The sequence below is a fragment of the Aliivibrio sp. SR45-2 genome, assembly GCF_963890165.1.
Taxonomy (GTDB): domain Bacteria; phylum Pseudomonadota; class Gammaproteobacteria; order Enterobacterales; family Vibrionaceae; genus Aliivibrio; species Aliivibrio salmonicida.
The window spans coordinates 104,986-127,294 of record NZ_CAWPRC010000172.1 but is presented as its reverse complement, the minus strand read 5'-3'; the positions used below and the strand labels follow the sequence as shown (position 1 = coordinate 127,294).

Sequence of the window (22,309 nt, the reverse complement as noted above, 5' to 3'; positions counted from 1 at the left end):
TTGATAGGGGCTCTTTTATTAGAATTTAGTTCATTATTAGAGCCAAGTTGAGCGGCAAACACCGCTCTTGCTTCACGTTATTAGATGGGTTTACAACCCTTGTTCTTTTGCCATCTTCATGGCGATCCGTGGTGCATCCCAAAGTGAGGGCAACAAGATTAAAGAGACAGGAACAGCGGTAATGACAATAAAGGATTGCAATGCTGATATACCACCAGATCCAAGAGAGATAAGGATTAACGCCGTAACTCCCATCATCACGCCCCAAAAGGTTCTGATAATGGCATTTGGCTCTGTTTCTCCACTGATAACCACACTGATGGTGTACGTCATTGAGTCCCCCGTGGTCACAATAAAGATGGTGGTTAAAATTAGAAATAGGATTGACGTTACCATTGGCATTGGCAATTGAGAGGTCACGGCCAATAAAGCCCCCGGTAAGTTAAACCCTTCAAAAGCCGAGCTCACACTGCCTGGATTTGCAATTTCAAAAGCCAACCCTGAGCCACCAACTATCGTGAACCAAAAGCACGTCACAAGCGGTGCAATAATACTAATGGTAGAGATCAATTGGCGAATACTGCGACCGCGTGATATACGAGCAATAAAGATCGCCATCATTGGTCCGTACCCTAAGAACCATCCCCAGAAAAAGACCGTCCACCAACTTAACCAGCCTTCATCACCACGATAAGTTGCCATCGGAATGAAATTATCAATCATGCTGCCCACCCCTTGGATGTAGCCATTGACGATAAAGTTAGTTGGACCAAAAATAAGCACATAAACCATCAATGCTGACGCTAAAATAACGTTATAACGGCTAAGCATTTGCATGCCTCGATTCAAACCACTTAACGCAGAAATCGTGTATAGAGCGATCGCGAATAATATGATGATGAGCTGTGTGGTAAAACCATCTGGTATATCAAACAGAGCGTTTAACGCATAGCTCACCTGTAGACCTAAGAAACCAATCGGACCAATTGTCCCTGCCGCAACCGCCACAATACAACACGCATCAATCAATGCACCGGTGTGGCCAGTCAGTACGCGTTTACCAAAGAGAGGATAAAGTAAAATTCTCGGTTTAAGCGGTAACCCTTTATCATAATGAAGATGCATAACAACAATGGACGTTAAGCTCCCCACGATTGCCCATGCTAAGAATCCCCAATGCATAAAAGATTGTGATAACGCATTAACCGCCGCTTGCTGTACGTTCTCTTGCGCGCCATATAACGGTGGTGCACTAACAAAATGAGCTATCGGCTCAGCAGCGGCCCAGAATACGCCTCCCCCCGCCAATAAAGTACAAAAGATGATCGCCATCCAGCGGAATCCGTCCATTTCAGGTTTATCGATCCCCCCCAAAATAACTCGACCGGTACGTCCTGCCGCCAACCCTAAACCAATAAGGAATGTCAGTAATAATAATATTTGCCAATAAGGACCAAAGACACTCACCGCCCATGCAAATCCACTATTAACAATGGTCGACAGTAATTCAGCATTCACTAACGCAAGTGAGACAAATAAAGCGATAAAACCACCGCTATACCATAAGGCGGGGTTATCAAGCCCCAGTTTTTCTGCCGTGGATTCATTCTCTTTTATTGACGAATTCTTGCTTGAACTTTTCATGTTATCGGTTACATCAGACATACTCTGGCTCCAGTATTCAATTTGCAGCTGCAAAGGTGTGCTTGCTACCTACCCTATTATTGTTGTATTGAGTAGGTGCTCCATGTATGGGTTTCGTTTTACGAAATAGGCTCTAGTCCTTGTTTTAAAAAGTTAAACCAGTTTTCACCCAGTACTTTTCCGGCCTCAGATTCACTGAATCCATGACGCATTAATCCGTTGTAGATATTTTCCATTCCGGCACTGCCACAAAACCATGGGAGTGCATCGGGCCATCCTGAATTACTGGCGGACCCCTCTCCATAATTCATCGCTTTTGACCAACGACCATTACGCATCCATTCCAATACTTCTTGTGGTTGGTTTAAGCACAAATCACTGCCGATCCCTAAATGATCAATACCAACCATATCCGCCGTTTTTGCCACCATTTGGCAGAAATCATCTAACGTACACTCACTGCCATTGGGAAGATGGAAGGGATATAAGCTAAAACCTAACAGTCCACCACGCTCTGCCAATGCTTTGATCACCGTATCCGATTTGTTACGCAATGCATCATGAGCAAACGTAGGGTTAGCATGACTAATACAGATTGGACGTGAAGAGAGAGCAATCGCTTCAAGCGTCGATCGCTCTGCACTGTGTGACATGTCGACCACCATTCCAACTCGGTTCATCTCTTCAATGACTTGCTGACCAAACCGAGTAATGCCCGTGTCATTTTTCTCATAACACCCAGTCGCCAATAAACTTTGGTTGTTATACGTCAATTGCATGATGAGCAACCCTTGCTGACGCATCACTTCCACTAAACCAATTTCATCATCAATCGGAGAGCAGTTTTGAGCACCAAAGAAAATACCCACCTTGCCTTCTGCTTTCGCTACGTCAATATCAGCCATAGAGTGCACTGGCATAATGAGATCCGCATTCTGCTCAAAACGTAAGTTCCATTCAGCAAAGCGACTTAACGTGTCACGTGCATTTTCGTGGTACACCATGGTGGCATGAACCGCCGTAATGCCACTGGCTTTTAAGGTTTGAAAATATTCGCGATCCCAATTGCAGTACTGCAATCCATCAATCACAATCCGTTGCTGATACATAATGCACTCCTTATTTCATTTCGGTTTCATCTATTTACGTAGATTGTCCATCCATTTTAATAAGGACGTTGGTAAGCGGTTTTCACTACGGTATAAAATTCTTTTGCGTATTGACCTTGCTCTCGAGGGCCAAAGCTTGATTCTTTACGACCACCAAATGGAACATGATAATCCGTACCTGCGGTTGGTAAGTTGACCATGACACACCCTGTTTGAGCTTGTTGTTTAAACAACGAACTGGTACGTAAACTTTGTGTGATAATACCGCCAGTTAACCCAAAACGCGTGTCATTGGTGGTGGCGATAGCCTCTTCTAAATCAGCCACTCGGATCACACTTGCCATTGGTGCAAACACTTCTTCTTGGTTCATTTCCCATTTATTATTGGTATTAATAAACAGCGTTGGAGACATGTAATAGCCTTCATGCTCAAGACTTAAACGCTCACCACCAAACGCCAATTCTGCGCCACTTTGACGTGCGTTTTCCATCCAACCAAAGTTCGCATCCAATTGATTACCATCAACTACCGGTCCCATGAATACGCCCTCTTCCAATGCATGCCCCACTTTAAGTTGGCTCATTCGTTTGATTAACGCTTCAACGTACGCATCATGAATGCCATCCATAACAACCAAACGAGATGACGCGGTACATTTCTGACCCGCCCCTGAAAACGATCCGGCAATGGTGGCTTCAACCGCAATGTTAATATCGGCATCATCTGCAATAACGAGTGCATTTTTACTGCCCATTTCTAACTGACAACGCACAAAGTTTGGAGCGGTTGCTGTTGCTACTTTACGACCAGTATCAACAGAGCCCGTAAAGCTCACACCGTTTATCTCTTTTGAGTTAATCAGTGCGTTACCTACTTGAGAACCATTGCCTAACACCAGATTGAACGTCCCTTCTGGTAAACCTTGACGGTGAATAATTTCAGTTAATGCCACGGCACTTGCAGGTGTTAGATTTGCAGGCTTCCAAATGACGCTATTACCAAATGCCAATGCTGGTGCAATTTTCCAAGCAGCGGTTGCGGTTGGGAAATTCCAAGGCGAAATAACCGCAATCACCCCAACAGCTTCACGCGTCACTTCAACAGAAACACCCGGTCTTACAGAATCGGCACTGTCTCCGATTTGACGTAACACTTCAGCAGCAAAATATTGGAAGAACTGACCCGCACGATAAATCTCACCACGACCTTCCATAAAAGGCTTACCTTCTTCACTCGAAAGTAAACGGCCTAATTCATCACAACGTGCAATTAACTCATCACCAATCGCTTGTAATACGGCTTGCTTACGCTCTAGTGGTGTTCTTTCCCACTCAGGCTGTGCTTTTTTGGCCGCTGAAATCGCATCTTGAACTTGGCTTTCACTGGCTTGAGCAAAATGACCTAAATGTTGGCTAATATCTGATGGGTTAATGTTCGCAATCGTACTGATGCCCGATTGCCATTCTCCGCCGATGTACAACGATTTTTCTGCTGAGATATTTTGTGCTTGAACTGTCATGCTGCTTTCCTTGTCTCTGAGATCCACTGCCTTTAAGTCTGGCAATAAATGATGTTTATACAAATTTAATCAAAACTACTTTCCCGCTATTTTGGTTCAACCGCTGCATACACAACAAATTCAACCAACATTTCTTCGCGAGCTAACCCCGCAACAATCATTGCTGCACGGTTTGGATAAGGGGCATTAAAGTATTCTGCGTACACTTTATTTACGGTTGCTAAGTACGCTCTGTCAGTCACATAAATCAGTACCTGAAGTACAGAATCTAACGACTCTCCTGCACATTCCAAAGTGTGTACTAAGTTTTTAAACGTTTGGTGAGTTTGAGCTTCAATCCCTCCCTCAACGACCGCGCCTGATTGATCAATCGGAATTTGAGCCGTATATAGCGTGCCGTTGTTAACAATTGCCCACTCAAGAGGCGCTTTAGAGGCAAATAAATCGGTTTTTACTGAATGCTTTTTCATTTTAGTCTCACGCTCTCATTCGTCATGTAATCACAATGTTTCAATACGGTTAAATATTGCACATTGACAGATGATAAATCTAACGGTAAATTTCTTACGTTCGATAAGAAAAACTTATCACTTTAGTGAGAGTTCGATAAATAAAGGGCTAACAAGGCGGTCGATAAAATGAGCATTAAATTACAACAATTAAAACATTTTACTTTAGTCGTAGAAGAAGGCGGGTTTCGTGCCGCCTCTGGCCGTGCAAATCGATCGCAAGCCGCACTATCAACCTCAATTAAAGAACTCGAACGAATTTTAGAACAACCTTTATTTGAAGCCGGAAACAAATCAAAACTAACGCCTTTTGGGGAAATTTGTTTTCCAAAAATAACTCAGTTTTTAGACGTCTATGACCGACTCACGAATGATTTACGTGCGGATGCCGCAGGACAACAAGGGCGAGTTCGAATTGCCAGCGTTCCTTCTGTTGCCGCAAAATTAATCCCAAGTGTGCTAGGCGCATTCAGTGAAAAATACCCTAACGTAGAAGTCAGCCTAATTGATGACAATGCCGCAGGTGTAGAAGCTCGCTTACTGTCTGGAGAGGTCGATTTAGCGCTAGGAAATTATTCACAATTGGAAGAAAAAGCCATTCACTTTACCCCGTTGATAAGCGATCCTATTGGTGTTGTCTGCTTAAAAGACAATCCTATCGCCACTCATCCTGAAGGGATTGAATGGAAAACATTACTTGAACAAACTTTCATTAGAAACGGAACTTGTACATTGCTTAACTCGACGCCAGCTCGAGTACTCAGTGAGCAAGCTTTATATTCTGTTGAAAACATTACCTCCTTATTTTCAATATTAGAATTAGGAATAGGAATAACCACACTTCCAAAATTAGCCTTCCCAACCAATGAGACTCGTTTAGTGTGGATCCCTCTTATCGATCCTCCATTAGAGCGACAAATTGGTATATTTCAACTCGCTGACAGGACTATTTCGCCACAAGCACAGCAGTTTTATGATCTTTGCATTCAATATTTAAATTATAAATAACAATTTATTATTTATATATAATAGAGACAACCAAATATATTATTAAGTGAATAAGATCACAATATTCATTTTTCATGGTTATATTTTATAAATAACTACCCATAATAATAGTCACAACCCATTACCGTAAATATAAGATGATAATATTATATAGAATTATTTTTTCAATCAGCCTTTTAACTTTTTCAATATTTCCATCAATAAGTTTAGCCGGACTTAATTATGACCATAATTACTACACCAACACGGAGATAACCGACATATTAAAAAAAATGGAAGACCCTTTCACCGAAGAAAGCATCGATAGTTATTACCAATTATTTTCAGAACTTCAATCTTCATCAATGGAGCAAGAATATGTGTTATCTTTTGAAGAAACGGATGCACTTAAACGCTACCAAGACGCTGACTATCAAGCAATTAGAAAAGCGTTAATTACCAGTAACAATACTGAAGAAACCTCCGAACTCATTACTCATATTGATTCTGCATTTCAACAAGGTGTAAAGTATTCAGGGGATGTGTATCGTGGTGAATCAACATTAATGGCTTATAGTGAGGGTTTAATTAGTGTCGGTGATATCGTTAGTCCTAGTAGTTATGTTTCAACCTCGGTATCAGCAAGATCGTCTCAAGCCTTTTACAAAGGGCAAACCTCAAAGTTTGAATTAAAAGAAGGCGACGCGGCGATTGTTATGCCAAATATTAGAATGGATGAACTAGAAGTGTTGATTAATAGGAATAGTACATTTGAGGTAACGGCTATTAACATCACTCAGGAAGGGAATCACGTTATATATAGAGAAATTAGTTTAAACGATATCGGAGAACGACCAATTAAAGACATGCACACTGGAGAAAATATATCAGCATCAGAAGCATGTCTGTTTTAAAATAAAAACAATCCATCAGTAGTAAATGACAAAATCCATAATATATATACCACAATATTTTAAATTAACTATTAATAGCCATAAACTTATTTATTCCATTAAATAAAAATAGGTCTCCTCATAATTAGGAGACCTTTATTTTTAAATACAGAAAAGAGATGAACGGGCACGTAAGGATATTTCATCGCCACTAAAACTGTCATAAATAACAACATCAGGTTCGATACTCAAATGACGTCCAGGATTTTTTATCTCCTTTAATTTAATGAAGTTGTATTCTATCGAATGTCGTTCAATCGCTTCTACCTGAAAATACGTATTGGGTTTAACCAGAATTTCAGCTTCATCAGGCTTAAAGGTGTAATTGTTAATAGCCCTACCTGACGATTTTAAATCAATTTTAAATTGAGCAGCAGAAAGAGAGACTTCTTCATTCGTTGCTGAAGCAGAAAAATTTCTCGCAAAACCAGGGTTTGTACTCGTTGATAGAAAGGCTTTCTCATGCAAAATATCACCAACATTGAGTTTTTCTAACAAGCTATCTTTGATTGAAGATCCTCGATATACCGTTCCCCGATAATTCGGGAGTTTATTAAGAGCCCCTCGTAAGCTATCTACCTTTCCTTTGACACTTTCATATATCCATGGCGTCGAAAAGTCCGTTGGTTCTCCTGTTCGTACAAATGTATTAATGACATCATGATCAACTCTGCCATACGCTTTCATAGCCGAGTACTCATTTGGGAGTAATTTTTTTGCAGCCTTAATATGGTGAACCTCTACCCAATCCATTAGATTTTCTGCAATTTTCTCTTCTTCAAAGAAAGTCAATTCCCTTCCTTTAAACTCTGCGAAATCTTCGGATTGCACTAAAAATGACATAAACGTAAAAAGGATAACTACCACAATTTTAAACATTCGTATATTTCCTAAATTAATGAATTAACGACAGAACATCTGCTGCCAACGAGAAGGAGGCAGCTGCTCACCTGAATATAAATTGAACAGTCGATCGCTTCCCATACGAACCGATCTTGGCGACACCGTTTCTAATGAGATGTAATTATTAAGAGCGCCTCGTTCAATACCTGTCACCTTGAAATAACTGTTCGGAGAAATAACCACTTCGGCCTCTGAGCTATAGTCTGAAATGGATGCAATTGAAAAACTGCGTCGATTTGTCTCAATATGAAAAAGAGCCCTTACTGTGCGATTACCTGAATTAGGAGGCACAACGGCAAAACGTCGAGCAACTTCAGGTATAACAGAGGTAGACAAAAAGCCTGATTCATACATAACATCGCCTACCTCTAGCTGTTCTATCATCGCTTTATTTGACCATGTACCTCGATAAGTTGTGCCACGATACTCTGGCATTTTGTTTAACCCAGATTTCAATGTACGAACAAAACCTTTGATCTCTCTACCCGATGAACCCCACGATTTCGTTTCAGCCGCATGTAAATATTGATTGGCCGTCCGGTACCCTGATATAGAAAAATCTTCCAAAGCTTCCGCTTCTGCATTGCTTAATAATTTAGATTTCCAATTGGCATTACTTTTAGACCAGTCCTTAAACCCTTCAGAAAGTTCCGTTATGGCCTCTTTCGAACGAGTGGGTTGTTTGAAAACCTCAAAAGGAGACGCAAAGGTAAACGCTGCCCACGCCCATAAAATCAAAAGAATATATTTTTTCATTGCCTATTCTCCTGAGATTATTGGTAAGAGAGGCTATTGGGACTGATACCACATTCAATCCCAAACTCAGTTTGTTTTCTCGATCCCCATCCAATCACCGCCTGGCTCGTTAATTGTTGACGCGTTAAATTATCCAACCAACTCGATATAGGTGATAGCCAATACAATGATTCATCACCTGAAATAGCAAGTAAGGTTTCTTTTAGGGGCATAAAGTTGATGTCACACGTTCTATTTGAACGGTCATTAAGTGTTTGATTGACGTCTACAAGTTGTGTGATCTTTTGGCCTAACTCTGAAGAAGGGTCATACAAAGCATTAATAGAATTAACCAAACGAGCATCGTAACTGTCTGGAATTAAATCAGACACTAAATAACGTAAAATATAAGCAGGCAGCATCTCTGAAAATAAAACGGGGGTTTCTTCCATTTCAGGAGCGTGACGCCCAACACTGGTATGTTGTGAATGAACAATTGCGGCATAACGTTGAAAGTCACCAACCTGAGAAAGTAACCAATCAGGCCCATTTTGTTCACCTAATTCAACCGCTTCAATCAAACGCGATTTTACAATCCCTTTTGCTAATGGGAGTGCATTACCCGATAAATTAGTCACATCAAGGGTTGAGTTTTTCAATGCAGAGGCAATCAATGGCGCGTATTTTTCCATATCAAAACTGCTCGGATAAGCGTAACTATAAAACTGACTGCCTTGCGTGGCTTTCCAATCGCTTTCTAAAGCGGGTTTAATTAATTCATCCAGTTTTTCCAATCGTTTACGATGAATGTACGCTCCTCGACCCGAGTAATCCGCCAACCAACGAGCAATATGAGCAAGAGAAGAAGTTCGAGACAGATTTTCTTTGGCTAAATATGACGAACTCCATCCTGAACATTCTCGCTCACCTATGCATTCACTCCCCAGTTGGGCGTGTGAATCAAACAACCAACGATAGATTTCAGCTTTATTTTCTCGGCTCTGAACCATCTGATTTTGTTGTTCTGAATAATCGAGAATTTGTTGCTCAAGCCATTGTTCTTCAATTTCTGAATTCCAACCCTCTTTAATCAATAGGTTAAGCCTGGTAGCAAATACCTCGTAATACGTTTCACGTAACGGCATTTTTATTTGGCTAGTCACATCATCTTGAGAAGAGTCAAATCGACGTGTTTCTGCTGGCTCCCACGTATATTTTAGACACCCCCTAAAATTAGGGTCTCCCGCTAAAACACCAACACTAGAACAGTACTTATAGGTCTCTTGCAGTACTAAAACCTTAGAGGAAAGCTCTCTTGACGTTGCAGGTCGATACAGCAAACTTCTCGCCATCTCATCAACCGCATAGCGACTTGCTTGCTCTTTAAAAAACGCATTCGCTTTTTCTACCGAACCCGAATCAAAAAGCCGATTAATTAGCGCTAAACCATCATTTTTCATTGAGTTTTGTAATTTCATACTCGTAATACGAACATGATTATCGGCCGTTTCAGCAATCTTCTTCTTTGCGTTCAATGTACGTGTATAAAGTTGAGTTAGCGCAAGATGGTTCAAACCATTCAACTGCCCATTACGTATTTCATCCAGCTTAGTCACCGCTTGATCAAGAATGTATTGCTGACAATGTTGCAGCGCGGCTAATGTACGATTTGCGACACGGGCGGAAGGAACCGAAGGTGGACGATTATTATTTTCTTGTTGGTTAGGATAAATAGCAAATAAAGCGTCAGTTTCTGTTCGGCACGTACTTGCTATATCAGACGAGAATAATCGTGACCCCTCTTTATTTATTCCTAATTGAAAATGAAGTGTCTTTTCCAATTCCTGATCTACAGCACTTATCAATTCATTGGCAAGTAATGCTTGTGCCTTGACCGTTTCTTGATAATGCAGTTGGTATTTTAATGCAACATCAGAAGCATAGCTTTTTACTATTGATTCAAGAGTTTTGTGCTGATTACTCGCCAATTCCGCCCAGTGTTTCTTATCCCTTAAATCTTGCTGCGTCACAATATCATCATGAATAGTAAAACTGTAATGATTACCAGAAGCCATGCTGTCCCAACGATTACTAATAATGTAACGATCAACAGCACGCTCAGGAAGTTTGAGAACCCCAAACCAATCCACTAAACCCATAACGGTTGCAAAACGATCGTAGGATGTCCGAGATTCATCTTCAAATGTATCCGCGACATCACGCGCCCAAAGGCCTACTGCAGCAGCTTCTCCAATTGGTCCTAACGCCTCAAGTGCAGCACTGCCTGCTTCAGATGCAGATCGTCCAATAGTAGACAATAAGCGCGAAGCTTCTTCTGTTTCTACAGCAAAAGAGCTCGCAGGGCCGGTTTCGAGTAAAGAAGAAGTGTCGCTGTAAACGTGGGTGGCTTCGCTTAGATTCGGTTTTAAACTTGAGAAATGGTCTGGTACTTTTGGGAAAAGATCCTCTGGCATAATTTCATCACTAAAAGAACGGTAATTTTTCTTACTTAAATTATTAAACGACTCTTTATCAAGAACGTTGATTTCATCGCCTACCCGGCACAGTTCTAAAGCGGAAGCGCCCGTTGAGAACAAGGAACAAACAAGCATCAAATTATTTAATTTCATATTATTAATTATTCTTATATTTTTGAAAAAACACTCAATAAGCAAACTAGAAAACTAGAAAATGGACTTCAAGCTTATTGAGTGAATTAAAAACGAAAAAAGGGGCTTATAAATCTAGAGGGGAATGATTAGCAACAACTAATCTATCTAGGACATGTGCAGGTATGCGATGAATAAATTCTGCTAAATCCACTGACAGTGGGCCAGTAAATCCTGCTCGGCACATAGAGCTTGGATACTCACCAACAATGAGCAACTGTGGTGTTGCACCATTCCATTGCAATTTAGCTTCGATATCAAGATCGCTAATATTAATACCGCAATTGTATGTTCTTGACGTTAATATTCCATTTTCAATTTGATATCCACCAACCAATGGTACTGGCGTTTTATCTTTAGGAAAAACAATCTCGGTTTTTGTTCTCGCATTATTTTCAGAATCAGGAAAGACAATAGCGTTTGCAAAAGCAGAGATTGAGGTAGAAAAGGCAACTAAGCCAATAAGTGTACTCGTTTTCATAGTAACTCCGTTAAACTTGCTCTAAATGAAAATGAGAACTTATATCAATTAGATGTATTCATCAATAAGCCGAAGTCTCAATAGCTTGTAAGACATTCACCATTTTGATGAGTTAACGTCGAAAAATAAAATTAAATGCCGAGAGTAATCAATCAGTTGTAATTTTATAAAATTTAACTATTAATAAATCAATTACTTGACCTTTGTTCCAATAAAGATCAAAAAAAACGCCTATAGATTTCTCTATAGGCGTCTGAAATTTCATTGTATCGGTATTAATTAAGCAAACAGAAACTTAGGCACATCCGCAATACTATCAAGTACCGTTGTTGCTAATGCTTCGCCTTCTTCTGTTACAGGTTTACCTGTACGAACAAGAATACGTGTACCAACGCCAGCCGCTTGAGCTGCCATCATGTCTTCTTTCTTATCACCGATCATCACAGATTTTTCCATGTCGATATCTAAGAAGCTTTGAGCTGACATGAACATACCAGGATTTGGTTTACGACAATCACACTCTTCTTTGTACTGTTCTACTGTCGCTTCAGGGTGATGTGGACAATAGTAAATGCCATCAAAATCGATGTCATGCTCAGCAAAGTTCCAATCCATCCATTCAGTTAATGTTTCAAACTGCTCTTCAGTAAAGATACCACGTGCAATGCCTGATTGATTGGTCACTAATACAAGTAAGTAGCCCATGTCTTTGCATATCTTAACAGCATCGAACACACCATCAATGTATTCAAAGTCATCACGCTTATGAACGTAGCCACGATCAACGTTAATCACGCCATCTCTATCAATAAATATTGCTGGTTTAGACAAGGTAAAACCCTCTAATTGTCGAATCTCTTAATGACAAAATTATCTCACGCTTTTAAATGATTAGCATCTTATTTATACGTTTAGCCGTCTAGACGTAAAAATATCTATTGACTTAATTATCCATTCGAAATAGCATCGTCTTACATTAAAAAATAATTTAAAATGCGATATAGCTCAACTTTTGCAACATTGTGAACTTTTGTGTAACGTTATTTAAATTCCAATTGCTTAGCAGTTCAGTTCAAGGCGAATCATGATTGAAATAAACCGCGTCAATAAGGTCTTTTATCAAGGTGCAAAGGAAATTAATGCCCTTAAAGATATTAACCTTCATATTGCCCAAGGCACCATCTTCGGTGTTATTGGTTCATCAGGTGCAGGGAAAAGCACACTGATACGCTGTGTAAACATGTTAGAAAAACCAACCAATGGCGAAGTCATTGTGGATGGTGTTGATTTAACTAAACTGTCGTCAAGTGAATTAAGCAAGGCTCGTCGTAATATTGGGATGATCTTTCAGCACTTTAATCTTTTGTCTTCTCGCACTGTATTTGAAAATGTAGCTTTACCTTTAGAGCTTGCAGGAAAATCAAAACAAGAGATTAATAAGAAAGTGAATGACTTATTAGATCTCGTCGGACTGTCAGACAAACACCACACTTACCCTGCTAATTTAAGCGGTGGTCAAAAACAACGTGTGGCGATTGCTCGTGCGCTTTCAACCGATCCAAAAGTATTGTTATGTGATGAAGCAACCAGTGCGCTTGATCCTGCGACAACGAAATCAATTCTAGAACTGATTAAAGATCTAAATCGTAAATTAAGCATCACTATCTTAATTATTACTCATGAAATGGAAGTGGTAAAAAACATCTGTCATGAAGTCGCGATCATCGGTGATGGTGAATTGGTTGAGAAAGGCATTGTGAGTGATATTTTTGCCCACCCTAAAACCGTTTTAGCTCAAGAATTCATTCGAGCGACATTAGATTTATCAATTCCTGACGATTTTAAAACGCGTCTACACGATACTTATGTCGAAGGCAGTTACCCTCTGATCCGTTTAGAGTTTACTGGCGCAACGGTGAATGCACCGGTTATCAGTCAAATATCTCGTGAATTCAATATTGATATCAGTATTTTAAGCTCTGATATTGATTACGCTGGCGGCGTTAAATTTGGCCTAATGCTTGCTGAGTTTTTCGGTAACCAAGAGTCAACAAAACAAGCGATTGAATTCTTACGTAATCATCATGTAAAAGTAGAGGTGTTAGGTTATGTCGTTTGATGTGATTTCCGCATGGCTTGATTTAAACAGCAAGCTATTATTGAACGCGACTGGCGAAACTCTGTACATGGTTTCTGTTGCTGGTATTGTCGGTTTTGCTATTGGTATTCCACTGGGTGTTATTTTGCATATCACCAAAAAAGGTGGATTAATGGAAAACCCAGCGTTCAATAGCATCCTTGGCGCTGTTGTAAATATGGGACGTTCTGTGCCTTTCTTGGTACTCATGGTTGCTATCATTCCGGTGACTAAGCTTATTGTGGGCAGCTTTATTGGTACCACGGCAGCCATCGTTCCATTAACCATCGGGGCAATTCCTTTTGTTGCTCGTTTAGTGGAAGGCGCATTAATTGAAGTACCAAGTGGGTTAGTTGAAGCCGCACAATCAATGGGCGCAACTCCTCTTCAAATTATAACTAAGGTATTGCTTCCTGAAGCTTTGCCTATGATAGTGAACTCAGTAACTATCACTCTGGTTACCCTCGTTAGCTACTCAGCAATGGCTGGAACAGTTGGCGGCGGCGGGTTAGGTGATGTAGCGATTCGTTATGGTTTCCACCGTTATGATTTAACCATCATGGCTGTGACCGTTGTTATGTTGATTGTTTTGGTTCAAATCATTCAATCAATTGGTGATAACTTAGTTAAAAAAGTTGATCACCGTTAATCTAATTTAAAATTTAAATGGAATTCATTTTTAAGGAGTAAATAATGGTATTGAACATAAAAAAACTGGCAGCAGTAGCGGGTCTAGCATCAACGCTTATTCTTACTGGTTGTGGCCAAGAAGAAACAAACACAAACCTAATTAAAGTAGGTGTAATGGCAGGTGCTGAAGCACAAGTCGCTGAAGTTGCAGCAAAAGTAGCAAAAGAGCAATACGGTCTTGATGTTGAGTTAGTGACATTTACCGATTACGTAACACCAAACGCAGCATTAGATGATGGTTCAATTGACTTGAACGCATTCCAACACAAACCATATTTAGATCAACAAGTCGCTGACCGTGGTTACAAAATTGAAGTTGCTGGTAATTCATTTGTTTACCCAATTGCTGGTTACTCTAAGCAAGTAACTGCTGTTGACCAAATTGAAGATGGTGCACGTATTGCGGTACCAAACGATCCAACTAACCTTGGCCGTTCTCTTCTTCTTCTTCAAGAGCAAGGTCTAATCACATTACGTGACGGTTCAGGTCTTGCTGCAACGGTTCGTGATATTACCGCTAACCCTAAAAACATCACAATTGTTGAGCTAGATGCGGCACAACTTCCTCGTTCTCTTGATGATGTGGCACTGTCTGTAATCAACACAACTTACGCAAGTAGCCTAAACCTTACACCGGAAAAAGACGGCATCTTTGTTGAAGATAAAGACTCTCCATACGTAAACTTAATTGTTGGTCGTACTGATAACGTAAACACTGAAAACGTAAAGACTTTTGTTAAAGCTTACCAATCAGAAGAAGTTTACCAAGCCGCTCTAAAAACATTTAAAGGTGGCGTAGTTAAAGGTTGGTAACCCCTCTTTTAACGTAATCAAACCTAAAAAGGTTGGCATCACTGCCAACCTTTTTTTATGTCTTACTTTTTCTTCTTTCCTTGAACCGCTTTAAATCGAGGGTTTGTTTTACAAATAACAAAGACTCGCCCCTTTCGCTTTACGATTTGACAGTCTTTATGTCGCGATTTAGCACTTTTCAATGAGCTTAATACTTTCATTATACCTTACCTTTTAATGCACCAAATCGACGATTGAAGTTTGCAACTCGTCCTTCCGTAGAAACCACTCTTTGTTCACCCGTATAAAATGGGTGTGATTCAGAAGAGATATCCAATGTCATGTAAGGGTATTCCTTTCCATCTTCCCATTTCATCGTTCTGTCTGTTTGTAATGTTGACCCGATAAGAAAATATTTATTAACACTCGTATCGTGAAAAAGAACCTTTCTGTATGTTGGATGAATGCCTTCTTTCATTTTTCTCTCCCTATAAATTGCCATCAATTGTTATGTTATAACATAACAATTAGCAATTGCGAACTATTATCATATAAAGTAAAAAAGTGACGATTCATTAGTTATGATAAAATTTATCCATATTCACCGTTGAGCTTACATAAATGACTTATCACATCGATCCTGTTGGTTTTATTCAATCGCCTTATAAAGAAAAGTTTGCGGTTCCTCGTCAACCTCGCTTAGCACCTAGCGCGACATCTCGCCTAAAATTGGTGGGAGATGCAAATTCACCAGAAGCGGTGCGTGGGATTGAGCAGTTCTCTCATTTATGGCTCTTATTCTTATTTGACCAAAACTTAGATGCGGGATGGAGGCCAACGGTTCGCCCACCACGATTAGGTGGAAACGAACGCATTGGAGTTTTTGCTTCACGAGCGACCTTTCGTCCCAATGGTATTGGAATGTCAGCCGTCGAGTTAAAAGGCGTTGTTCAAGAAGGTAATCAAACTTATTTAGAATTAGGCAGCGTTGATTTGGTAGATAGCACACCGATTATCGACATCAAACCCTACATCCCTTATTCCGATTCAATCCCTACTGCGTTGGGGGGATTTGCAGAAAAAGAACCCGATGTTCTCAACGTGTACTTATCGATTGAGGCACAAAAATCACTCGCATCACACCCTCAAAAATCACACATTGAAGCCGTGATAAAAGAAGTACTTGGACAAGATCCCCGCCCAGCCTATAAAAAAGGCAAAGCGGATACTAAGGAATATGCGGTAAATTTGTTTGATTTGAACGTGAAATTCACCGTTGACAGCAATTCCATCACGGTAACTGCAATTGATCGCTTTTGAGATCGCTTTTAGGCTGATATCATAGAGGGCTTAATTTTAGATTTGAGCCCATTCTTAAAGAACATACTCTTACTAAAATTGAACTCTCGGTTTAACTGTTTAAATCGAGCTATTCCAATATTCATAACTAACAAATGGATGAAAACATGCGCACTAGCAAATACCTTCTTTCAACACTGAAGGAGACTCCAAACGACGCAGAAGTAGTGAGCCACCAGCTCATGCTACGTGCAGGTATGATCCGTCGTCTAGCTTCAGGTTTATATACTTGGCTACCGACTGGTCTACGTGTATTGCGTAAAGTCGAAAATATCGTTCGTCAAGAGATCGACAATGCAGGTGCAATCGAAACGTTGATGCCCGTAGTTCAGCCGTTTGAGCTTTGGGAAGAAACTGGCCGTTCTGAAAAGATGGGGCCTGAACTGCTTCGTTTTACTGACCGTCATGCTCGTCCATTTGTACTTAGCCCAACGGCTGAAGAAGTTATCACTAGCCTTGTGCGTAACGAAGTGAATTCTTACAAGCAGCTTCCGCTAAACTTGTACCAAATTCAAACAAAGTTCCGTGATGAACGTCGTCCACGCTTTGGCGTAATGCGCGCACGTGAATTCTGCATGATGGATGCGTACAGCTTTGACATCGATAAAGACGGTCTACAAAAGTCATACGATGCAATGCACGATGCTTACTGTAGAGCATTCGACCGCATGGGTCTTGAGTACCGTCCAGTATTGGCTGACTCTGGCGCTATCGGCGGCAGTGGTTCTCAAGAGTTCCACGTACTTGCAGAAAGCGGCGAAGATTTGATCGCATTCTCTACAGAATCAGATTACGCAGCAAACATCGAAAAAGCAGAAGCGCTAGCACCAACAACTGAACGTGCTGCTCCTACTCAAGAGATGACAACGGTTGATACACCAAACGCAAAAACAATTGCAGAATTGGTAGAGCAACACGGTATCGCAATTGAAAAAACAGTGAAAACATTGTTTGTTAAAGCATCTGATGAAGTTGATGCTGATATCATTGCACTTATCATCCGTGGTGATCACGAACTTAACGAAGTTAAAGCTGAAAACCTTCCACAAGTTTTATCTCCACTAGAGATGGCTGACGAAGCACAACTTCGTGATCTAATCAGTGCTGGTGCAGGTTCTCTTGGTCCTGTTGGCCTAGAACTGCCATTCATCGTTGACCGCTCTGTTGCGGTAATGAGTGACTTTGGTACAGGCGCAAACATCGATGGTAAGCACTTCTTTGGTGTGAACTGGGATCGTGATGTACAGCTTGGTCAAGTTGAAGATCTACGTAACGTTGTTGAAGGCGATCTAAGCCCATGTGGTCAAGGTACTCTACAACTGAAACGCGGTATCGAAGTCGGTCATATCTTCCAATTAGGTACAGCCTACTCAGAAGCAATGAACTGTGGTGTACTTGATGCTAACGGTAAAAACTCTATCCTTGAGATGGGTTGTTACGGTATAGGTGTTTCACGTGTTGTTGCATCTGCTATCGAGCAAAACAATGACGAATACGGCATTGTATGGCCAGAAGCACTTGCACCATTTACGGTTGCTATCGTTCCTATGAACATGTACAAATCTGATCGCGTTAAAGAAGCAGCAGAAAAACTGTATGCAGAATTAACAGCGATGGGCATCGACGTTCTATTTGATGATCGTAAAGAACGCCCTGGTGTTATGTTCAAAGACATCGAACTTATCGGTATTCCACATACTGTAGTGATCGGTGATCGCAGCATGGACGAAGGTAACTTTGAATATAAGAACCGTCGTGCAAACAGCAAAGAAGTCATCGAAATTGCAAACATTGTTGAGCACATTAAAGCACAACTAAGTTAATTCGACGCTTCATCAAACACAAAAAGCTAAGTCGTATGACTTAGCTTTTTTTATGCATTAAATCAGATAAATTAACTGAGTAAGCTGCGATGTACCTTAATGACTATTTTTTTAATTGCCATCGATTGTTCGACTAAGCAGCCCGGTTTATGAGGTTCTTCAGGAAAGAAAATCGCAAACATCTTTGGGTGCATAATCACTTCATTACACTGATGCATGCTCTCTACTAAATAAAAATCGTTCTCTTCATCGTATGCTTTAGCTATTGGGTTTACTTCATTTTCCAACGAATATTGAATTCGCTCTTCCCCATGAATTAAGCATTGAACATCAATATATTCCTTATGCACTTCCGCTTGTTTGTCATTCGCAAATCCCGTATCAAACTCCATCACATTAGCAAAAATACGCTCACCATCAATGATGTGTTTTCCCGTTGTTAATCGCGCTAAATCCGTCTCATTTAAATACATTAAACATTGCTGAATAACTGGCGGTAAATACTGATTTGTTGCTTGATGTTCAATATGACCATAAATCATAAACAATCCTTAGAAGAGCCTCTACAATAAAATAAAGGCTCAGATAAATAATAAAATTACGCTTTAGCGGCTTGTGTTGATTTCTTTTCTTTTACTGCACTTAACTCATCAATTTCGTCAGAGCTTAAATCATTTTTGAAAAGAGGCGCGGTGAAATAACCCACAATCACGACTACCAACGTACCAATAACACCATAGAAGAAGAAGTTTAAATCGGTTGCTGAACGAACCCACAGTACCGTAACAATACTTGCAATGACGCCTAATAAAGCACTGTTCGCATTTGATCTACGGAAAAAGATACCAAGCATAAAGAGTCCTGTCATAGGCCCCCCCATTAAACCAAGTAAACTATTAAAGGCATCCCATATTTCACTTTCATTCGACATAATTAAGTACGTTGACGCAATTACCCCTAAGATCCCCGCAATAACCGTTAAAATCCGACCTACTTTTAGTTTTTGCTCTGAGGTCGGGTTATTACTGAGTTTTTCATAAATATCAGAAGTAAAACACGCCGCAATACTGTTTAAGCTGCTTGAGATACTTGATTGTGATGCGGCGAAAATAGCGGCAATAATTAAACCCGCAATACCAACCGGCATTTGAGAAATAATATAGAAAGGTAAGATCCCTCCGGTATTAAAATCCGCAGGAAGCAACTCAGGATTTTGAGTGTAATAAGCAAATAACGCACTCCCCACAGCAAAGAAGAAGACAGGAACACACGCCACTAACTTGGCATTAGTAATCAATGCTTTCTTCGTTTCTTCAATATTCTCTGTCACGATATAACGTTGAACCACATCTTGGCTTGCCGTGAACTGTTGTAAAGAAGCAAAGAAGAACCCAATCATTAATACAGGGATTGTGCTCTCTGTCCAACTCCAACTAAATTGTTCCGCGGGAAAATATTTATTCGCTTGATTTGACATACTGAATACTTCAACAATACCGCCATCAACATTAAAACAAACCACCACAAAGATAAAAATAGCCGCAACAGATAACATGATGCCTTGAATTACATCAGTCCAAATGACCCCTTCAATGCCCCCTAAGAACGTATAAATAATACAAAGAACACCAATTAAAAACACAATCATCAATGGGCTAATATCAATAAATGGCATTAGCGCTAATGCGGTTAGATAAGTAACGATTGCTATTCGGCCAATATGAAAAAGCATAAAAGAAATACTGCCAAATAAGCGCATCTTCACATCAAAACGTCTTTCTAAGTATTCGTATACAGAGGTTAAATTTAATTTACGAAAGAAAGGGATGTAAAACCAAAAAACGATAGGAAGAATAGCAATAGCAACGTATTGCCCTATTAAAAATGTCCAATCACTGGTGTATGCTTTTGCTGGAATAGACATAAACGTTATCGAACTGAGGGTTGTTGCAAAAACACTGAATCCTGCGGCCCAACCGGGGATACGCCCCCCAGCTTTAAAGTAGTCATCCGCTGACTTTTGGCGACGAGCAAAATAGACACCCACCCCCATAATCGCCCCAAGATAAACAAAGAGCGCGATGTAGTTTAGTGTACCAAATGAATGTGCTTCCATTAGATTGTACCTTGTATAATTTTATGTAGGGTTAAATTATTATTATTTTAGAGGTTGTTCTTTAACGCATTTTATTCGCCCAATCAGCCACACCTATTAATCCAGCGTCCGCGCCACACAGTGCAGATTGAACTTTGGTTTGATAAGCAATGGGTTGTTGTGCTAAATAATGTTGTACTCGTTGTAAGTAATTCGGAGCAAGACCAACACTGCCACCCAAAGTGACAAGTTCGATGTCTAACACCATTTTTAAATCAGCAATCAGGTTGGCAATTACCTTTGCTGAGGTATTCACGATTTCTTCCGCGTTATTATTTTTTTGTGCGAAATGTGTAAACACGGTTTCACCATCACAAGTGTCACCAAAAAATGGTTTTCCGGCATGGCCAATGGCGGTTCCAGAGGCGATGCTTTCTACGCATCCCCTCCGGCCACAACCACATATTGGTCCATTAGGATCCGCAAGCGTGTGTCCTGCGTGGCCTGCAATTCCATTTGCGCCAATCAATAATTCATTATTAATAACGACCCCAGCACCTACGCCAGTCGATACCGTAATAAATGCCATGTTGATATTGTTCAATTCAAGAGTTTGATACTCAGCCCACGCGGCGGCTTGCGCATCATTAATCACAACCGTTGTTTTTTTTGTGATGTTTTCTATCACCGATTGAAGTGGGTAGTTATTTAATCCACCAAGATTTTGGGGGTTTAACGCCGTAAGTACGCCGTCATTAATAATCCCTGTAGAGGCAACCGCAATCGTAGATACTTCATTTAAAAATGGCATTAATAAGTGTTCTAGCGCCTTATCCATATTTTTAGGATCACTGGATGATGGCGTTGATATTTGATGACGGCGCAGAACTTTTCCAGATTGAACAATCGCTGCCGCAATTTTAGTTCCACCAATGTCGACGGCTAGGCACGATTTCATGCAATATCCTTAACCACGTTTGATTTACCCAGTTCAACTTCAGATTTAAACCACTCACAAATATGCTCAATACGAGTAATGGCAGAACCAACGGTGACACAAGACGCCCCCGCTTCTATAGCTTGGCGTGCGAGTAATGGTGAATTGAATCGACCTTCAGCCATCACAAAACACCCTTTACTCGCTAAGTGATCTATCAGCTGGAAATCAGGTTCTTTTGGTATCACTGATGTCGTGTAACCAGACAATGTCGTGCCAATAATTTCAACGCCGAGCTCATGGCAAAACATCCCTTCAGCATAAGTAGAAGAATCAGCCATGACCAAGCAACCTAAGCTTTGAATTTTGCTAACTAACTCTTCAACGGATACTGGACGAGGTCGATGAGTTGCATCAATAGCAATAATGTCAGCCCCCGCTTCTTTTAATGCGATTACATCTTCTATAAAAGGGGTAATTCGTACCTCTGAATCCATTAAGTCTCGTTTAACAATACCAATAATAGGTACAGAGACATGAGGTCTCACCGCTTTTAAATTATCAATGCCTTCAATTCTTAAGCCAACAGCTCCGCCTTCAACGCTTGCGATTGCCATGGCAGCAATAATGTCAGGGGTGTCCATCGCACCACCATCCACAGGTTGGCATGATGAAACGAAACCTTGTGATAATGCATTCAATGTTTTGTTGATATTGCTTTCCATAAAGCCAAACTCCAAATCTAGCAACAACATAATAGTATTGCTCCAATATATATTTATGGAGTTAAACTTCAACGATTGAATGTTAAAATGGAGATCTAGATCGACTAAAAAATAAAACATCGAAAAAACAAACGAACAAAAACCTTTATTTATAGGTATTTTAATTGATTGGGGTTCAACATTACTGTATTTTTAACGGTATATAAATTGGAGCTTAACTCCAGTTAAAATTAAAAACTTA

22 protein-coding genes are annotated in these 22,309 nt (G+C 40.3%); 7 read left to right on the top strand and 15 right to left on the bottom strand.

The genetic code is table 11. The annotated features are described in order from the left end of the window. Nucleotides 1–90 precede the first annotated feature (90 nt). The 4 genes from AACV33_RS15690 to AACV33_RS15675 form a co-directional block, all read right to left on the bottom strand. Complete coding sequence (locus AACV33_RS15690) at nt 91–1,665, bottom strand: BCCT family transporter (RefSeq protein ID WP_023603666.1); 1,575 nt, start codon at nt 1,663–1,665, stop codon at nt 91–93. Nucleotides 1,666–1,763: 98 nt separating this feature from the next. Then, complete coding sequence (locus AACV33_RS15685; protein WP_023603667.1) at nt 1,764–2,753, bottom strand: membrane dipeptidase; 990 nt, start codon at nt 2,751–2,753, stop codon at nt 1,764–1,766. Nucleotides 2,754–2,809: 56 nt separating this feature from the next. After that, nucleotides 2,810–4,273 carry an aldehyde dehydrogenase family protein gene (locus AACV33_RS15680; RefSeq protein WP_182699417.1) on the bottom strand — a complete coding sequence of 488 codons (1,464 nt, stop codon included), beginning with the start codon at nt 4,271–4,273 and terminating at the stop codon, nt 2,810–2,812. Nucleotides 4,274–4,359: 86 nt separating this feature from the next. Next, nucleotides 4,360–4,743, bottom strand: a complete 384-nt coding sequence (locus AACV33_RS15675; RefSeq protein ID WP_012549661.1) for a RidA family protein — start codon at nt 4,741–4,743, stop codon at nt 4,360–4,362. Between the two features lie 168 nt (nt 4,744–4,911). Between AACV33_RS15675 and AACV33_RS15670 the strand changes: the two genes are divergently transcribed. Both AACV33_RS15670 and AACV33_RS15665 read left to right on the top strand, forming a co-directional pair. Further along, nucleotides 4,912–5,790: a LysR family transcriptional regulator gene (locus AACV33_RS15670; protein ID WP_017023058.1), complete on the top strand. Its 879-nt coding sequence runs from the start codon at nt 4,912–4,914 to the stop codon at nt 5,788–5,790. Between the two features lie 272 nt (nt 5,791–6,062). After that, nucleotides 6,063–6,683, top strand: a complete 621-nt coding sequence (locus AACV33_RS15665) for an ADP-ribosyltransferase (protein WP_182699416.1) — start codon at nt 6,063–6,065, stop codon at nt 6,681–6,683. Between the two features lie 141 nt (nt 6,684–6,824). On the opposite strand, the gene AACV33_RS15660 is transcribed toward AACV33_RS15665, so the two are convergent. The 5 genes from AACV33_RS15660 to gmhB form a co-directional block, all read right to left on the bottom strand. Next, a complete protein-coding gene (locus AACV33_RS15660) occupies nt 6,825–7,601 on the bottom strand; it encodes an ADP-ribosyltransferase (protein WP_182699415.1) in 777 nt (258 codons plus the stop codon). Nucleotides 7,602–7,625: 24 nt separating this feature from the next. Next, the gene (locus tag AACV33_RS15655) at nt 7,626–8,381 is read right to left on the bottom strand and encodes an ADP-ribosyltransferase (RefSeq protein WP_182699414.1); all 756 of its coding nucleotides are present in this window, start codon (nt 8,379–8,381) and stop codon (nt 7,626–7,628) included. A 17-nt stretch (nt 8,382–8,398) separates the two neighbouring features. Further along, entirely contained in the window at nt 8,399–10,990 is a 2,592-nt protein-coding gene (locus AACV33_RS15650; RefSeq protein WP_182699413.1) for a hypothetical protein, read from the bottom strand. 106 nt (nt 10,991–11,096) lie between these two features. Next, nucleotides 11,097–11,510 (bottom strand): hypothetical protein, encoded by a 414-nt coding sequence (locus tag AACV33_RS15645; protein WP_017023053.1) that lies wholly within the window; start codon nt 11,508–11,510, stop codon nt 11,097–11,099. Nucleotides 11,511–11,789: 279 nt separating this feature from the next. Next, nucleotides 11,790–12,341 (bottom strand): D-glycero-beta-D-manno-heptose 1,7-bisphosphate 7-phosphatase, encoded by a 552-nt coding sequence (gmhB, locus tag AACV33_RS15640; RefSeq protein WP_017023052.1) that lies wholly within the window; start codon nt 12,339–12,341, stop codon nt 11,790–11,792. Between the two features lie 253 nt (nt 12,342–12,594). Between gmhB and metN the strand changes: the two genes are divergently transcribed. The 3 genes from metN to AACV33_RS15625 are packed head-to-tail and all read left to right on the top strand — an operon-like array spanning nt 12,595 to nt 15,150. Continuing rightward, nucleotides 12,595–13,629, top strand: a complete 1,035-nt coding sequence (metN, locus tag AACV33_RS15635; protein WP_012549669.1) for a methionine ABC transporter ATP-binding protein MetN — start codon at nt 12,595–12,597, stop codon at nt 13,627–13,629. Next, on the top strand, nt 13,619–14,296 hold the full coding sequence (locus AACV33_RS15630) for a methionine ABC transporter permease (RefSeq protein WP_023603674.1): 678 nt from the start codon (nt 13,619–13,621) through the stop codon (nt 14,294–14,296). The genes metN and AACV33_RS15630 overlap by 11 nt, the downstream gene beginning before the upstream one ends. Before the next feature lie 44 nt (nt 14,297–14,340). Continuing rightward, nucleotides 14,341–15,150: a MetQ/NlpA family lipoprotein gene (locus AACV33_RS15625; protein ID WP_017023051.1), complete on the top strand. Its 810-nt coding sequence runs from the start codon at nt 14,341–14,343 to the stop codon at nt 15,148–15,150. A gap of 62 nt (nt 15,151–15,212) precedes the next feature. On the opposite strand, the gene ykgO is transcribed toward AACV33_RS15625, so the two are convergent. After that, the gene (gene ykgO / locus AACV33_RS15620; RefSeq protein ID WP_012549672.1) at nt 15,213–15,350 is read right to left on the bottom strand and encodes a type B 50S ribosomal protein L36; all 138 of its coding nucleotides are present in this window, start codon (nt 15,348–15,350) and stop codon (nt 15,213–15,215) included. Continuing rightward, nucleotides 15,350–15,607, bottom strand: coding sequence for a type B 50S ribosomal protein L31 (locus AACV33_RS15615; RefSeq protein WP_012549673.1), 258 nt, complete (start codon nt 15,605–15,607; stop codon nt 15,350–15,352). The genes ykgO and AACV33_RS15615 overlap by 1 nt, the downstream gene beginning before the upstream one ends. A gap of 143 nt (nt 15,608–15,750) precedes the next feature. On the opposite strand from AACV33_RS15615, the gene tsaA reads away from it, so the two are divergent. Both tsaA and AACV33_RS15605 read left to right on the top strand, forming a co-directional pair. After that, a complete protein-coding gene (gene tsaA / locus AACV33_RS15610) occupies nt 15,751–16,449 on the top strand; it encodes a tRNA (N6-threonylcarbamoyladenosine(37)-N6)-methyltransferase TrmO (RefSeq protein ID WP_065611432.1) in 699 nt (232 codons plus the stop codon). 146 nt (nt 16,450–16,595) lie between these two features. After that, nucleotides 16,596–18,311 carry a proline--tRNA ligase gene (locus AACV33_RS15605; RefSeq protein WP_017023049.1) on the top strand — a complete coding sequence of 572 codons (1,716 nt, stop codon included), beginning with the start codon at nt 16,596–16,598 and terminating at the stop codon, nt 18,309–18,311. 71 nt (nt 18,312–18,382) lie between these two features. Here the strand turns inward: AACV33_RS15605 and nanQ are convergent, their stop codons facing one another. From nanQ to AACV33_RS15585, 4 genes are all read right to left on the bottom strand, one after another. Further along, nucleotides 18,383–18,853: an N-acetylneuraminate anomerase gene (gene nanQ, locus AACV33_RS15600; protein ID WP_017023048.1), complete on the bottom strand. Its 471-nt coding sequence runs from the start codon at nt 18,851–18,853 to the stop codon at nt 18,383–18,385. A 56-nt stretch (nt 18,854–18,909) separates the two neighbouring features. Next, on the bottom strand, nt 18,910–20,427 hold the full coding sequence (locus tag AACV33_RS15595) for a sodium:solute symporter (protein WP_182699412.1): 1,518 nt from the start codon (nt 20,425–20,427) through the stop codon (nt 18,910–18,912). 61 nt (nt 20,428–20,488) lie between these two features. Further along, a complete protein-coding gene (locus AACV33_RS15590; RefSeq protein ID WP_023603690.1) occupies nt 20,489–21,364 on the bottom strand; it encodes an N-acetylmannosamine kinase in 876 nt (291 codons plus the stop codon). After that, on the bottom strand, nt 21,361–22,098 hold the full coding sequence (locus AACV33_RS15585) for an N-acetylmannosamine-6-phosphate 2-epimerase (RefSeq protein ID WP_065611440.1): 738 nt from the start codon (nt 22,096–22,098) through the stop codon (nt 21,361–21,363). Before AACV33_RS15585 ends, AACV33_RS15590 begins: the two co-directional genes overlap by 4 nt. Between the last annotated feature and the right edge of the window lie 211 nt (nt 22,099–22,309).

Bases quoted from the DNA above. Each gene is read 5' to 3' on its own strand.
- AACV33_RS15690 (WP_023603666.1), bottom strand. From the start codon at position 1,665: ATGTCTGATGTAACCGATAACATGAAAAGTTCAAGCAAGAATTCGTCA.
- AACV33_RS15685 (WP_023603667.1), bottom strand. From the start codon at position 2,753: ATGTATCAGCAACGGATTGTGATTGATGGATTGCAGTACTGCAATTGG.
- AACV33_RS15680 (WP_182699417.1), bottom strand. From the start codon at position 4,273: ATGACAGTTCAAGCACAAAATATCTCAGCAGAAAAATCGTTGTACATC.
- AACV33_RS15675 (WP_012549661.1), bottom strand. From the start codon at position 4,743: ATGAAAAAGCATTCAGTAAAAACCGATTTATTTGCCTCTAAAGCGCCT.
- AACV33_RS15670 (WP_017023058.1), top strand. From the start codon at position 4,912: ATGAGCATTAAATTACAACAATTAAAACATTTTACTTTAGTCGTAGAA.
- AACV33_RS15665 (WP_182699416.1), top strand. From the start codon at position 6,063: ATGGAAGACCCTTTCACCGAAGAAAGCATCGATAGTTATTACCAATTA.
- AACV33_RS15660 (WP_182699415.1), bottom strand. From the start codon at position 7,601: ATGTTTAAAATTGTGGTAGTTATCCTTTTTACGTTTATGTCATTTTTA.
- AACV33_RS15655 (WP_182699414.1), bottom strand. From the start codon at position 8,381: ATGAAAAAATATATTCTTTTGATTTTATGGGCGTGGGCAGCGTTTACC.
- AACV33_RS15650 (WP_182699413.1), bottom strand. From the start codon at position 10,990: ATGAAATTAAATAATTTGATGCTTGTTTGTTCCTTGTTCTCAACGGGC.
- AACV33_RS15645 (WP_017023053.1), bottom strand. From the start codon at position 11,510: ATGAAAACGAGTACACTTATTGGCTTAGTTGCCTTTTCTACCTCAATC.
- metN (WP_012549669.1), top strand. From the start codon at position 12,595: ATGATTGAAATAAACCGCGTCAATAAGGTCTTTTATCAAGGTGCAAAG.
- AACV33_RS15630 (WP_023603674.1), top strand. From the start codon at position 13,619: ATGTCGTTTGATGTGATTTCCGCATGGCTTGATTTAAACAGCAAGCTA.
- AACV33_RS15625 (WP_017023051.1), top strand. From the start codon at position 14,341: ATGGTATTGAACATAAAAAAACTGGCAGCAGTAGCGGGTCTAGCATCA.
- ykgO (WP_012549672.1), bottom strand. From the start codon at position 15,350: ATGAAAGTATTAAGCTCATTGAAAAGTGCTAAATCGCGACATAAAGAC.
- AACV33_RS15615 (WP_012549673.1), bottom strand. From the start codon at position 15,607: ATGAAAGAAGGCATTCATCCAACATACAGAAAGGTTCTTTTTCACGAT.
- tsaA (WP_065611432.1), top strand. From the start codon at position 15,751: ATGACTTATCACATCGATCCTGTTGGTTTTATTCAATCGCCTTATAAA.
- AACV33_RS15605 (WP_017023049.1), top strand. From the start codon at position 16,596: ATGCGCACTAGCAAATACCTTCTTTCAACACTGAAGGAGACTCCAAAC.
- nanQ (WP_017023048.1), bottom strand. From the start codon at position 18,853: ATGATTTATGGTCATATTGAACATCAAGCAACAAATCAGTATTTACCG.
- AACV33_RS15595 (WP_182699412.1), bottom strand. From the start codon at position 20,427: ATGGAAGCACATTCATTTGGTACACTAAACTACATCGCGCTCTTTGTT.
- AACV33_RS15590 (WP_023603690.1), bottom strand. From the start codon at position 21,364: ATGAAATCGTGCCTAGCCGTCGACATTGGTGGAACTAAAATTGCGGCA.
- AACV33_RS15585 (WP_065611440.1), bottom strand. From the start codon at position 22,098: ATGTTGTTGCTAGATTTGGAGTTTGGCTTTATGGAAAGCAATATCAAC.